Raw genomic sequence first — 12,711 nt, 5'->3', positions numbered from 1 at the left:
ACGATGCGCTTGCCGAGCCAGGCGGGTCGGCGACAGCAATTCGGACGGCGCATCTTGCGCTCGTCCCACACCGGTCTAAAAGGCAGGAAAAATTTTTCCTTTAGGAGAGGGGTCCGCATGTCTGGCAGCCTGCTGCGTCGCAAACCGATCGTCCCGGAACAGCAGGAGGGGCAGCACGCGCTCGCGCGCACGCTCGGCTGGCCGCACCTCATCGCACTCGGTGTCGGGGCGATCGTCGGCACCGGCATCCTGACGCTGATCGGCGTCGGCGCCGACAAGGCCGGTCCCGCGGTCATCCTGTCCTTTGCCATCGCCGGGCTGATCTGTGCCTGCGCCGCGCTCGCCTATGCTGAAATGGCGACGATGATTCCCGCGTCGGGCAGCGCCTATACCTACAGCTATGTCGTGATCGGCGAACTGATCGCGTGGGTCGTCGGGTGGAGCCTGATCCTCGAATATTCGCTCGTGGTCAGCGCCGTTGCGGTCGGCTGGTCGGGCTATGCCGCGCCCTTGCTGGAGGCGTGGGCGGGGGTGCCGATGGCGCTCATGCAGGGGCCGGAGCTGGACGGCATCGTCAACCTGCCCGCGATCGCGATCATCGCGGTCGTCGCCGGATTGCTGCTCGTCGGCACGCGCGAGAGCGCGACGCTCAACGCCATCCTCGTGCTGGTCAAGGTGCTGGCGCTGGTGATCTTTGTCGCCGTCGCGCTCCCCGCGTTCAACGCCGCCAATCTCGAACCCTTCAGCCCCTATGGCTTTGCCAAGCATATGGGGCCGGACGGCGTCGAACGCGGAGTCATGGCCGCCGCCGCGATCATCTTTTTCGCCTTCTACGGCTTCGACGCGATCGCGACGGCGGCCGAGGAAACGCGCAACCCCGACCGCGATCTCAAGATCGGGATCGTCGGATCGATGTTTGTGTGCGTCGTCATCTACATCGCGGTCGCGGTCGCCGCGGTCGGGGCGATCGCCTACACCCGCTTCGCCAACAGCCCCGAACCGCTGGCGCTGATCCTGCGCGAACTCGGCAGTCCGCTCGCGGCGCAATATCTGGCGGTGTCGGCGATCATCGCGCTGCCCACCGTGATCCTCGCCTTCTTCTATGGTCAGAGCCGCATCTTCTTCACCATGGCGCGCGACGGGCTGCTCCCCGCCAGCCTTGCCAGACTGTCGGCGCGTGGCACGCCGGTGCGGATTACCATCTTCACCGCGATCGTCGTCGCGGTGCTCGCGGGCTTCATCCCGCTCGGCGAACTGGCGGCGCTCGCCAATGCCGGCACGCTCGCAGCGTTCACCGCGGTCGCGATCTGCATGCTGATCATGCGCGTCCGCGCCCCCGACGCCCCGCGTACCTTCCGCGCCCCGATGCCATGGGTGATCGGGCTCGGTGCGATCGTCGGCTGTATCTATCTGTTCTTCAGCCTGCCGATGCAGACGCAGCTGTGGTTCCTGGTGTGGAACGTCGCCGGGCTGGGGGTTTATTTCCTCTATGCCCGGCGGAATGCCGTGGTGGCGTGATCAACAGGCGTCGCCCCCGCGAAGGCGGGGGCCGCTAACCGCCTTGTCCTGCGCTGCTGAGTGGACCGACAGCGGCCCCCGCCTTCGCTGGGGCGACGGCCTTTAGTCGAACAATTCGCTCAGGAAACTCTTCTTGTAATTCTTCTTGTAGGGCTTGCCGCCATAATAGCGGTCGTCATGGCCATGCTCGCGATATTGCGGCTGCTGTTGATAGGACGGCTGGGGCGGCGGCGGGGCCGACGCGCGCGGGGCCGGGGCGGCGGCTTCGCTGCGCTCGATAATCTTGTCGAGCTCGCCGCGGTCGAGCCACACGCCGCGGCATTGCGGGCAATAATCGATCTCGATCCCCTGGCGCTCGGACATCGTCAGATTCACGCGGCAGGTCGGGCACAGCAGCCCTTGGGCATCGGTCACAGATTTTCCTTTCGTCGGTTGCGAAAAAGGCGGCGCAGATCCGCTGCCTCGTTCAACGCACGATCGCAGATTCGCGTTCCGCTTCCAAGACGAAGAAACCCCGCTCCGACGGGGGGCGGAGCGGGGTCAAGGGTCGGGCTGGCGGCGCGGTCAGCGTTCGGGTTCGAACGCCAACAGGTCGCCCGGCTGGCATTCCAGCTCGGTACAGATCGCCTCCAGGGTCGAAAAGCGCATCGCCTTTGCCTTGCCGGTTTTCAGGATCGACAGATTGGCCAGGGTGATTCCGATCCGCTCGGACAGGTCGGTCAGCGTCATCCGCTTGGCGTGCAGCAGGTCATCCAGTTTCACGACGATCGCCATCACACCGTTCCTTCCAGCTCGCCGCGCATCGCGGCGCCCTGTTCGAATACCGCCGCCAGGACAAAGGCGAGCAGGATCGACAGCAGGCTGCCGATGGAAAGGCCGCCCATCTGGCTGAATTCGCTTCCGGCCCTGGCGATGTTGGCCGCAGTCCAGTGGACGGGCAGGGCCAGCACCTGGATGGTCACCAGCGACCAGCCGATCCGCCGCAGCCGCGCCGCATTGTCGATGATGAAGGGATCGCGCGACGCACTGGTCACCAGCGCCTGCAACTGGCGCAGGATATAGGCGGCAACGCCCAGCACCGCGATCAGCAACAGCATCAGGATGCCCAGCGGAAAGCGGATTGTCGTGATGTCGACAAATTCGGGCATGGTGCGAATTTCGGCCATCACGTCGGGCCAGGCGACGACCAGCGCGATGGCGACGCCGGCGACGATGAGCGCGGCGGCGGCGACCAGCGCCAGCATCAGCCAGAGCAGGCCGTGGGTGGCGCGGAACAGGGTGGGGTTGGTCGTAGGCATATCGTTCTCCAATAGCGTGATTATCGAAGAACGATATATCGCGATTCGGATTTATCGTCAATCAATAATATTGAAAAACGATATGGAGGGGGTGCGGGTATACGGTCGGCCCGGTTTTCCCGATCACCTCAGGCTTGCCGGGGGTCTGGCTCTCGCGACCACATATCTGTTCCCCGGCGAAAGCCGGGGCCTAGGGCGTCCGAATGCAACGCCTGTGTGGGAACGCTCCGGACCCCGGCTTTCGCCGGGGAGCAGCCCATCACTTGCCGTCAGGGGATGAGTGTCGACGTTCAGCCCGAGATGACGATAGGGAAGGGTTCAAGCCTCCCGCCAATCGAACGGCAGCGGCGGCTCGCGGAACGCAAACCGGTCGAGGTGGCGTGCGACGGCGCCTTTCAATCCTTCAAGCTGCCCCACGGCACTCGCGTCGATGCGGACCGAAAGCGTGTCTGGTCCCGCGTCGAAGGTCGCCAGGCCGTCGCCCGGCCAGTCGGCTCCGCGCGCATCCTTGGGAAAGGTCACCGTCCCATGCTCGGCGTTGAAGGTGACCGCCAGATTATGCTGCCAATGCTTGCACAGCTGTTGCAGATATTTGCTTGCATGCGCGGTCGGCACCGCTGCGGTGGCGCTGACCGTCATCATAGCCGCTCGATCTTTTGCGCGGCTTCGTCGATCAGCGCGACGATGTCGTGCAGCGCGGCCTTGTCGAGGTCGCGGTCGCTCAGCCGGTCCATCAGCACTTGGCGCAAATTGCCCATCGCGCGGCGGACCGACGTCGAATCGGTGCGCTGCGTTTCTTCGCCGACCGCGGTCAGGCGGGCGATCGCCGCGGCGACAACGTCGGCATGGGTTTCCAGTTCGGTGCGCCCGGCTTCGGTGATTGCGAACAGCTTTTTCGCGCCCTCGCTCTGCTGCGCCGCGATCTGGCCCATGTCGTCGAGCAGGGTCAGCGTCGGATAGATCACTCCCGGGCTGGGCGCATAGGCGCCGCCGGTCAGCTCCTCGATCTGGCGGATCAGGTCATATCCGTGGCGCGGTTCGTCGGCGATCAGCTTCAAGAGCACCAGCCGCAGTTCGCCGCTGTCGAACATGCGCTGTCGGCCGCCGCGCTCACCCCGGCCACCGCCGCCGCGTCGCCCGCCAAAGCCATGCCCGAAACCATGGCCAAACCCGCGTCCGCCGCCGCGGTGCATTGCGTGCCGCCCGCCGCAGCCGCGGCCCGCGATCTTTGCATAAAACATCATCATTCTTCCTTTGTGTGATTCGTGATGTGTCTAAGATATATCTTAAAACGAATTTTGCAAGCTTGCGACGGCGCGCTGTGCGACACTTTCGTCAACTTCCCGCCCGCTGCCTTGACTTCCGGCGGTTTCCGGCTATTAGCGCCCCCGTGTTGTCGCAGGTTCGCCTGCGGCAATTCCGTCCGAGACAGTTGGTGCAGGGGATTTGCCCTGCTTAATTTCCAGCCGAGACGGGGAACAGTCTTTATCGGTCGCCCGCCTGCATGTTCAGGCGACGCGTCTTGACCGACCCCTTCGGACATCGTTGCGCGATTGCAGGCGAGCCTTGGCTCGCATCGGCATTTGCGTGTGTTAGCCGCCCGGCGGCGTGTGCGTTTCGGCGCCCGCGGATCCGGGCACAGAGTGGAGTATAGGCATGGATCGTACGGAAAAGGCCGAAGCCGTATCCTCGCTGAACGCTACGCTGTCGTCAGCTGCCGCGGTTGTGGTCGTCCGCAACCTTGGCATGACCGTCGCCCAGTCGACGGTGCTGCGTCAGCAGATGCGCGATGCAGGAGCCGATTTTCGCGTCACGAAGAACCGTCTTGCCAAAATCGCGCTCGACGGCACGTCCTATGGCGGGATCGGCGAACTGCTGACCGGCCCCACTGCGCTTGCCACCTCGACCGACCCGGTCGCGGCGGCGAAGATCGCGGTGGAATTTGCCAAGACCAACGACAAGCTTGAAATCGTTGGCGGCGGCATGGGCGACGTGGTGCTCGACGTGGATGGCGTGAAGGCGCTGGCTTCGCTTCCCTCGCTCGACGAGCTGCGCGCCAAGATCATCGGTCTGGTGCAGGCTCCGGCCACCAAGGTTGCGCAGATCGCCGCAGCTCCGGCTGGTCAGCTGGCGCGGGTTTTTGGCGCATATGCCGCCAAAGAAGCAGCGTGATTTCGAACTATTATTGAAACTTAATGCCGGGTGCGTCCCGGTTCTGATGGAGAATGAACATGGCTGATCTCGCAAAGATCGTTGAAGAACTGTCGTCGCTGACCGTCCTCGAAGCGGCTGACCTGTCGAAGATGCTCGAAGAAAAGTGGGGCGTTTCGGCTGCTGCTGCTGTTGCTGCCGCTCCGGCTGCTGCCGCTGCTGGCCCGGCTGCTGAAGAGCAGACCGAATTCGACGTCATCCTGACGGGTGACGGCGGCAACAAGATCAACGTGATTAAGGAAGTCCGTGCGATCACCGGCCTGGGTCTTGGCGAAGCCAAGGCGCTGGTCGAAAGCGCACCGAAGGCGCTCAAGGAAGGCGTGAGCAAGGCTGAAGCTGAAGAGCTGAAGGCCAAGATCGTTGCCGCCGGTGGCACCGTCGAACTGAAGTAATCGGTTGGCGGATCCGGTCGGATATTCCGGCCGGTGACGGAAAAAAGAAAGGGCGGCGCCGCGAGGCACCGCCCTTTTTTTGTGCGGTGAGGGACTACCGCAGGAGGCTGGTTCAGCCGTTCGAATAACCCGGACGAAACGTCGTGGTCGTGCGCGGACGCGCTGCTTCCGGACGGCGGACGTCCTGCTGCTGCATCGCGGGTTCGGGGCGCTGGGCGATTTCCCAGGCGCTGACCGGCTTGCGCGTCATATCCTTCTGCGCGCCGAGCGTTTCATTATAGGCCAGGCGTTCCTGGCGATCGAGGAAACGCGCCCGCTTCAGCCGCTTCGACAGCGTCACGAACGGATTTTCGGGGGTGGGACCGGCCATCGCCATCGCTTCATGGCGCCCCATGCTGCCACTCGGCGCGGCGGCAAAGGCGGGCGTCGTGCGCGGCGCTGCCACTTCCGGCGTGCGCGGCGCATAGGCCGGGCTTACCCATTGCTGGCCTTCGCCCGCAATGGGCGTGCTCGCAGCGGTCCGCTCGATCGGCGCGTCGCGGACGACCTCGGCATAAGCCATGTCGTCGGCGGGGTGACGACGGCGGCGCGCGAAAGCGAGCCCGGCGCCGCCGATCACCAGCAGGGCGGCGGCCCCGCCAACGATTTCCCACGGAAACTCGCCGCTCGCCGCGGGTGCAGGTTCGGCGGGCGTCGAAGTGGGTTGGATCACCGGTTCGGCGGGCGCGGCCATCGGCGCGGCGAGCGGTGCCAGTTCGGCGGTCGGCGCCGTGTCCGCAACGGGCGTCGCGACCGGCGCAGCAGCCACAGGTGCGGCAGCGACCGAGCGCGCGCGCTGTGCGGGGCGAGCAGGTGCGGGCGCTTCTGCCCGTTCGGCGGCGCGCGGCGCGGGGGTGGTTTCGGCAGGTTCGATTTCAAGCGGTACGCGAATGACCGGCGCCGGTGCCGCGGGCTGCGCGGCCTGCGGTGCAGCGGCCGGCGCTGGCGTACTCGGCTCAGCGACCGTCGGCGGAGTTTGCGGCGTCGGCGCGGTCGGCGCGGTGACCGGCGGGGTCATCGTGATGGTCGGCGCTTCCTGTGCGAAAGCGGCGGGGGTGGACAGGACCAGGAACGCGGCAATCGCGCTCGTGGCGGGGCGGGAGAGGGCGATATTCTTCATCATAGTGAAGGAGGAACGAACCGCGCTCGAAAAGCGCTGCGCCAACGCGCGGATTTCCGCGACGAGCCGTGGCGGTCGGGCGGCGCGGCGAAGATTCTGGCCCGATTGATCGTGGGTAACGACCGGCTTTGCGGTCAGCCGCACGGTTCTGGAAGATTGGTACGGCGGAGCATAATCCACTGATTTTCCGTGCCTTGTTGGCGAGTGTGACACTGTTTTTGCATTTCCCGGTCATCAATCGTCACCAATTCGTCATCACCGCGCAACCCCCGCATGGTCAGGCGCGCCCATGAAAACGACCGACCTTGCGCCCACCCGGCTGCCCGATCGCCTGCGCGAAACACAGCGCCTGTTGTTCATCGCCAAGCACGCCCGCTGGACCGGCGGACTCCACGCCGACGACGGCAATCATGCGCTGTATCATCGCGAAATGCGCGAGACGCTGGAGGGGCTGGGCGTCGAATTGCTGATCGCCGACAGCTATGCTGCGCTGTTCGATCGGCCCGCGGCTGATTTTGTCTTTCCGCTGCTCAATCGCGGCGGCTTCTTCAATTCGGAAATGTTGTTGCCCCTGCTCTGCAACCAGCATGGCCTGCCCTATCTCGGCGCTTCGCCGATCGTGCGCGGGCTTTCCGACGACAAGCATCTGACCAAGCTGGAGGCGGCGGCGCGCGGCGTGCCGACGGCGCCATGGGCGCTGTTTCGTCGCGGCGCGCCGGTCGATGTCGCGCGGTGTCCGCCCGCGCGGCGCTGGGTGATCAAGCCCAACAACAGCTCGGCGTCATGGGGCGTTCGCGATGCGCATGACCGCACCGAACTGGCGCGCTCGATTGCCGAAATCCACGCGCTCGACCATGACGCGCTCGTCGAGCCCTTCATCGACGGCAGCGACATCGAAGTGCCGGTGATCACCCTGGATGGCGAACCGGCGATGCTGCCGATGATGATTTTCGAGCAGGCCGACCCGGCGCAGCTGCGTACCTATCAGGAAAAGCGCGATCTGGTCGGGCAGGTCGGATATTGCATCAAACGCTTCGACGATCCGCTGATCAGCCGACAGGTGGCCGAATATACCCGCCGCATGGCCGACGTGTTTTGCCCGTTCGATTATGGCCGGTTCGAATTTCGCGTCGATCAGGCGACCGGCGACGTCCGACTGCTCGAGGTCAATCTCAACTGCAACCTGTGGTCGGAAAAGCTGTTCGCGCGTTCGGCAGTGATTGCGGGCTTCACCCATGCGGCGCTGGTCGAAACCATCGTTGCCGAAAGCATGATCCGCCAGATCGGGCCCGCGATGGCGCGGCGCGACGCGGCATGACGGGCGCGGTCCTGATCCTTGCGGGGCGCCGACCGGGGACGCCCGATCCGCTGGCCGTCGCGCATGGCGTCGCCGACAAATGTCTTGTCCCGGTGGCGGGCCGACCGATGATCGCGCATGTGCTGAGCGCCGCCGCGGCGAGCGACGCGCGGCAGATTTTCGTGTCGACACATCACGTGAATTTACTGGCCGATCTCGACGATCCGGTCGTCGCATCGTTGGGCAAGCGCCTGATCATCGTCCCGGCGGCGAACAATCTGGCGGACTCGGTGCTTGCGGTCGCGGGCGTCGCGGCCTTTCCGTTGCTGGTGACGACCGCCGACAATTGCCTGCTGACCCCCGAAACGATCGCCGAGATTGCCGCCGAAGCCGCGCGGCTCGACATCGAGGCAGGGGTGGCGCTGGCGCGGCGCGACGATGTGCTGGCGGTACATCCCGAAGGCCAGCGGCGCTTTTACGAGTTTGCCGACGTCGCGGTATCGAACTGCAACGCCTATTGGATTGCCCATCCGGGCGCGCTCAGGGCGACCGAGGCGTTTCGTGGCGGCGGTCAGTTTGTCAAAAGGCCGCTGCGGGTGATGCAGGCGTTCGGGCTCATCAACCTGCTCCGCTTTCGTTTCGGGCTGGGGCCGATCCACCATATTTTCGCGCGCATTTCGCGTCACATGAACGTCGAAATCGCCCCGTTGCTGGTCAGCAACGGGGCGACGGCGATCGATGTCGACAATGAACGCTCGCTCGGCGTGACCGAAGCGCTGCTGGCACGTCGCGGCGGGGTCAGTCCGCGACCCAATTGCCGTGGAAACCCGGCGGAACCCGATGCGGCAGATGAACGACGGCTTGCGGTGACCCGGTAAAATCATCGGCGTTCAGGATGACGAGCGCGGTCGTTTCGTCCTTCATGTCGACGACCAGGCCGATCAGCCACCCGTCGTCCTCGGCGCCGTTGCTGCCGCGCGGGACAAACACGAACTCGCCGGGGTGGCGGCCTGGGCCGAAATCGTGGATCGCGGTGGTGCCGCTTTGCAGGTCGTGGCGAAACAGGCGGGTATCGGCGATCTCCATTTCGGTCGTCGCGCGGTCGGGCAGCGCGACCGAATAAATATATCGATAGGGCTGCGTCGTCAGTCGCTCGTCGTAGCGCGGAAATTCCTGCGGGTGGTCGTAAATGATCGCGCGGGTGGTCGTGCCCGCTGCCGGATCGATCGTCCAGCGCTCCATCCGCGACCGCTCGCTGTCCGGGCCGCGTTTCGAGCTCGCGAACATCGTGTCATGCGCCACCACATCGACGATGACTTTGCCGTCGGCGGTCTCATAGGCGTTGGCGGGATGAAAGACATAGCAGGGCTCGACCGGCACCCAGATGATGCTGTCGCCGCTGCCCTTGCGCGGAAGCAGGCCGACGCGCGCCGGATGCGCTTCGTTCCAGGCATAGGGGAAGCGATAGCCCGCGAGCAGCATCTTCATCGAAAAGGTGACGGGCAGGTCGAATACCAGGGCATAATTGCGGGTGATCGCGCAGTCGTGGATCGACGGACCGTCGCTGACCGCGATCGCTTCCTCGCGGATAACCTGGGCATCCTTGTCGAGCACGACGTGCCAGACCTTGTTCGGTTCGTCGCCGCGATAGGTGATCGCATGGACCTCGTCGGTGACCGGGTCGTGGTGCGGGTGCGCGGTGTACGCGCCGACCAGCGTCCCGTCGAACGGATTATGCGCGATCGTATTGAGCTCATAGCCGAGCTCGACCGGCTTGCCGCCGGCTTCGACGATCGCAAAGGTGCGGCCCGCCAGCCCGACGACGTTGGTGTTCGGGGCGTCGTTGCGATCGGCGCGCGGGCCGGGGGGCAGTTCTTCGCCCAGCGCCTCGCACGCTTCGCTGCCGCGCACCCAGCGGTTGCGGTACCAGTCGGCCTTGCCGCCTTCGATGCGGATACCATGGACCATCCCGGCGCCGGTGAACCAGTGATAGCTGGCGGGGTCTGGCGCGATCGCGGGGTTCGGACCGTTGCGCAGATAGCGGCCGGTGAGGGCGGCGGGGATTTCGCCTTCGACGCGCAGTTCCTCCAGCGTCAACTCCTCGGTCATCGGTTTATGGATGCCGGTGAGATAGGGATGCGCGTCGGTGGGACGGGGCAGGCGCTTGCGGTTGAAATCGGCGACTTTGCCAATCCCTTTGACGACGGCGCCGCGGATCAGGGTTTCGACGTTGCTTGCCATGCTATTGCTCCTTACGGATGTTGGCGAAAGTGCCGCACGGCGTGGAGGGGATTGCGCCGACGACTCGGAATGTTTACGGTGACAACATGATCGATCAAGATAACAGCGTCAACATAAAAAGCGACGGCGCGAAGGCAGCGGGCGCTTATCATCATGGCGACTTGCGCGCGGCGGTGATCGCGGCGGGGCTCAAACGGCTGGAGGCGGGCGACGACGGCGAGCTGGGCCTGCGGGCGCTTGCGCGCGACGTCGGGGTCAGCGCAACCGCGCTTTACCGCCATTTTCCGGACAAGGAGGCATTGCTCGACGCGCTCGCCGACGAAGGGCTGCGGCGGCTGGGTGCGCGGCAGGCGCAGGCGTGGCTGAAGGCCGGCGGCGGGCGCAACGGGTTCAAGGCGACGGGGACGACCTATGTCCGCTTTGCCCACGACGAGCCCGCATTGTTCCGCCTGAGTTTCACGCGGCAGATGTCGGCGCGCCATGCCAATGTTGGCGGCGACGGCGGCGAAGTTGCCTATAACCTGCTGCGGGCGGGCGTCGGCGAAGCGTTGCCGGGGGTCGAAAACCCCGATAGAGCGGCGTTGCACGCTTGGGCGCTGGTCCATGGGCTGGCGATGCTGATCCTCGACCGGCGGCTGGAGTGGGACGAAGCGATGGTCGAAGAAGTGGTCGGTTTGACTTTTGGCGGGATCGACTGAGCGCCGACGCGACCTGATCGCGCGACAAAAGGGGAGGCAAGCGGCAACATGTTAGCGGTTTCTTTCCCTCTTTTCGGTTAGTTGGGGCGATGACCCGGCCCCTGTCCCCCCGAGTTGAGGCGGTCTTCTGGTTCCTCCTGACCGCGACGGGCTATTTTCTGCTCGCCAGCCTGGCGCTTCATGCGACCAAGGGCGCGGACAATATCGCCGCCGTCTGGCCGCCCAGCGGCTATTTCCTCGCGCTGTTGCTGCTGATGCCGACGCAGGCGCGCATCCCCGCCTTTCTGGCGATGGCCGCGGCCAGTGTCGGTGCCAATATGGTGGAGGGGATCCGGGCCGGGGCCGCGGCGGCCTACACCGTCGCCAACGCCGCCGAGGCGACGATCGCGCTGTGGCTGATCCGGCGGCACGAACGCGGCGAGATGTCGTTCATGGTCCCCCGGGCGGTCGGGCGTTTTTGCGCCGCCGCCTTTGCCGCCAGCGCCGCCAGCGCCGGAATCGCGATGCTGTTGACGGGCAATGGCTTCAACTTCTTTCTGTCGTGGATGACGACCGTTGCACTCGGGATGCTGATCGTCACCCCGCCGATCGTCATGCTGGCGCGCATGATCGCGTCGAACGCGGTGAACAAGGTGCCGACCGCGATGAAGGTCGAAGCGATCGCGCTGCTGACCGTCGCGGCATTTGTGACCGGCGCATCCTTTTCGCAGTCCGACTTTCCCGTGACCTTCCTGCCGTGCGTCGCGTTGATCATCGCCGCCTATCGCCTGGGGCCGTTCGGCGCCGCGGCGGGGATGTTGATCGTCGCGCTCATCGCGTCGCTTTTGACCGGGCAGGGGCATGGCCCGATCGCGGCGATGGACGAAAGCCAGAAGGTCGAGGTGCTGTTCCTGCAATTCTATCTGGTGACGATGCTGTTCATCGCGTTGCCGCTCGCGGCGCTGTTGGTCGTCCAGCGGCGGCTGGCGAAGCGGCTGGAGCAGAGCAATCGGTGGCTGCTCCAGGCGGAAGCCGCGGCGCTGGTCGGGCATTGGCGCGTCGACCTGGCGGAATGGACGATCCAATGGTCGGACCAGACGTACCGCGTCCATGGGCTGGAACCCGGCACCGCGGTCGATGTCGAATATAGCGTCTCGCAATATCTGCCCGAGGACCGGGTGGCGGTGCAAAAGATTTTGGCCGAAGCGGTCCGGTCGGGCGAGCCTTTCGTGTTTCAGGGCCGGATAAAGCGGACCGACGGCGAAATCCGGCATGTCAAATCGCACGGGTCGATCGAAATGGGCCGCGGCGGCAAGGCGATCGGTATTTTCGGGACGGTGCAGGACGTCACCGATACGGTCGAAAATGCGCGCATCCTGGAATCGGCGCGCAGCGCGGCGGAGCGGGTGGCCAACACCGACATGCTGACCGGGCTGCCCAACCGGCGCCGCACGCTGAGCTTCCTCGATCAGGCGATGCGGCGGGCAGAACAGGATGGCGCGCCGCTGGCGGTCGCGATCTTTGACATCGACCATTTCAAGGCGATCAACGACGTGCACGGCCATGCCGCCGGCGACGAAGTGATCCGCCGCGTCGGCCAGCGCGCCAAGGCATCGCTGCGCGACGACGATATGGTCGGGCGCTATGGCGGCGAGGAATTTGTCTGCGTGCTGCAAGGCCGCAGCGCGCTGTCGGCCGAACTGGTCGCCGAACGGGTGCGCAAGGCGGTCCACGCCGACGCCGAAGGCGCGGTGGCGGGCCTGCCCAGGGTGACGGTCAGCATCGGGCTGGCGGTCTATGCGGGCGAGGCCAGCATCGAAGACCTGCTCCAGCGCGCCGACAAGGCGTTGTACACCGCAAAGCGCGAGGGACGGAACCGACTGCGCATGGCGGCGTGAGGGTGGCGCAGGCGGTGGTT

The 12,711-nt window shown here is 65.5% G+C and carries 14 protein-coding genes; 7 read left to right on the top strand and 7 right to left on the bottom strand.

The window, feature by feature from the left end; all coding sequences use genetic code 11:
• The first annotated feature begins 117 nt into the window (after positions 1-117).
• Positions 118-1,518 carry an amino acid permease gene (locus FFS18_RS06390; protein ID WP_137870230.1) on the top strand — a complete coding sequence of 467 codons (1,401 nt, stop codon included), beginning with the start codon at positions 118-120 and terminating at the stop codon, positions 1,516-1,518.
• A 102-nt stretch (positions 1,519-1,620) separates the two neighbouring features.
• Here the strand turns inward: FFS18_RS06390 and FFS18_RS06385 are convergent, their stop codons facing one another.
• The 5 genes from FFS18_RS06385 to FFS18_RS06365 form a co-directional block, all read right to left on the bottom strand.
• Entirely contained in the window at positions 1,621-1,881 is a 261-nt protein-coding gene (locus FFS18_RS06385; protein WP_232014917.1) for a TFIIB-type zinc ribbon-containing protein, read from the bottom strand.
• Positions 1,882-2,082: 201 nt separating this feature from the next.
• Positions 2,083-2,292 (bottom strand): helix-turn-helix domain-containing protein, encoded by a 210-nt coding sequence (locus FFS18_RS06380; RefSeq protein ID WP_120215778.1) that lies wholly within the window; start codon positions 2,290-2,292, stop codon positions 2,083-2,085.
• Positions 2,292-2,816 carry a DUF2975 domain-containing protein gene (locus FFS18_RS06375; RefSeq protein ID WP_137870229.1) on the bottom strand — a complete coding sequence of 175 codons (525 nt, stop codon included), beginning with the start codon at positions 2,814-2,816 and terminating at the stop codon, positions 2,292-2,294. The genes FFS18_RS06380 and FFS18_RS06375 overlap by 1 nt, the downstream gene beginning before the upstream one ends.
• A 318-nt stretch (positions 2,817-3,134) precedes the next feature.
• The gene (locus FFS18_RS06370; RefSeq protein ID WP_137870228.1) at positions 3,135-3,455 is read right to left on the bottom strand and encodes a DUF2218 domain-containing protein; all 321 of its coding nucleotides are present in this window, start codon (positions 3,453-3,455) and stop codon (positions 3,135-3,137) included.
• On the bottom strand, positions 3,455-4,063 hold the full coding sequence (locus FFS18_RS06365) for a PadR family transcriptional regulator (RefSeq protein WP_137870227.1): 609 nt from the start codon (positions 4,061-4,063) through the stop codon (positions 3,455-3,457). Before FFS18_RS06365 ends, FFS18_RS06370 begins: the two co-directional genes overlap by 1 nt.
• 409 nt (positions 4,064-4,472) lie before the next feature.
• On the opposite strand from FFS18_RS06365, the gene rplJ reads away from it, so the two are divergent.
• Positions 4,473-4,988, top strand: coding sequence for a 50S ribosomal protein L10 (rplJ, locus tag FFS18_RS06360; protein ID WP_120215781.1), 516 nt, complete (start codon positions 4,473-4,475; stop codon positions 4,986-4,988).
• A 59-nt stretch (positions 4,989-5,047) separates the two neighbouring features.
• Positions 5,048-5,419 carry a 50S ribosomal protein L7/L12 gene (rplL, locus tag FFS18_RS06355; RefSeq protein ID WP_120218100.1) on the top strand — a complete coding sequence of 124 codons (372 nt, stop codon included), beginning with the start codon at positions 5,048-5,050 and terminating at the stop codon, positions 5,417-5,419.
• Between the two features lie 112 nt (positions 5,420-5,531).
• On the opposite strand, the gene FFS18_RS06350 is transcribed toward rplL, so the two are convergent.
• The gene (locus FFS18_RS06350) at positions 5,532-6,758 is read right to left on the bottom strand and encodes a hypothetical protein (RefSeq protein ID WP_137870226.1); all 1,227 of its coding nucleotides are present in this window, start codon (positions 6,756-6,758) and stop codon (positions 5,532-5,534) included.
• 109 nt (positions 6,759-6,867) lie between these two features.
• On the opposite strand from FFS18_RS06350, the gene FFS18_RS06345 reads away from it, so the two are divergent.
• Positions 6,868-7,896, top strand: a complete 1,029-nt coding sequence (locus FFS18_RS06345; protein ID WP_137870225.1) for a D-alanine--D-alanine ligase family protein — start codon at positions 6,868-6,870, stop codon at positions 7,894-7,896.
• A complete protein-coding gene (locus FFS18_RS06340) occupies positions 7,893-8,753 on the top strand; it encodes an NTP transferase domain-containing protein (RefSeq protein ID WP_137870224.1) in 861 nt (286 codons plus the stop codon). The genes FFS18_RS06345 and FFS18_RS06340 overlap by 4 nt, the downstream gene beginning before the upstream one ends.
• Here FFS18_RS06340 and FFS18_RS06335 read toward each other — a convergent pair.
• A complete protein-coding gene (locus tag FFS18_RS06335) occupies positions 8,674-10,116 on the bottom strand; it encodes an 8'-apo-carotenoid 13,14-cleaving dioxygenase (RefSeq protein WP_137870223.1) in 1,443 nt (480 codons plus the stop codon). The genes FFS18_RS06340 and FFS18_RS06335 overlap by 80 nt on opposite strands.
• An 86-nt stretch (positions 10,117-10,202) precedes the next feature.
• On the opposite strand from FFS18_RS06335, the gene FFS18_RS06330 reads away from it, so the two are divergent.
• Both FFS18_RS06330 and FFS18_RS06325 read left to right on the top strand, forming a co-directional pair.
• On the top strand, positions 10,203-10,814 hold the full coding sequence (locus FFS18_RS06330) for a TetR/AcrR family transcriptional regulator (RefSeq protein ID WP_120215786.1): 612 nt from the start codon (positions 10,203-10,205) through the stop codon (positions 10,812-10,814).
• Positions 10,815-10,903: 89 nt separating this feature from the next.
• A complete protein-coding gene (locus tag FFS18_RS06325) occupies positions 10,904-12,691 on the top strand; it encodes a sensor domain-containing diguanylate cyclase (protein ID WP_137870222.1) in 1,788 nt (595 codons plus the stop codon).
• Positions 12,692-12,711 lie beyond the last annotated feature (20 nt).

It is taken from the genome of Sphingopyxis sp. 2PD, from assembly GCF_005503695.1.
GTDB lineage: Bacteria > Pseudomonadota > Alphaproteobacteria > Sphingomonadales > Sphingomonadaceae > Sphingopyxis.
Note: the sequence above shows the minus strand (reverse complement) of the source record. Positions and strands in the feature narration are given on the sequence as shown.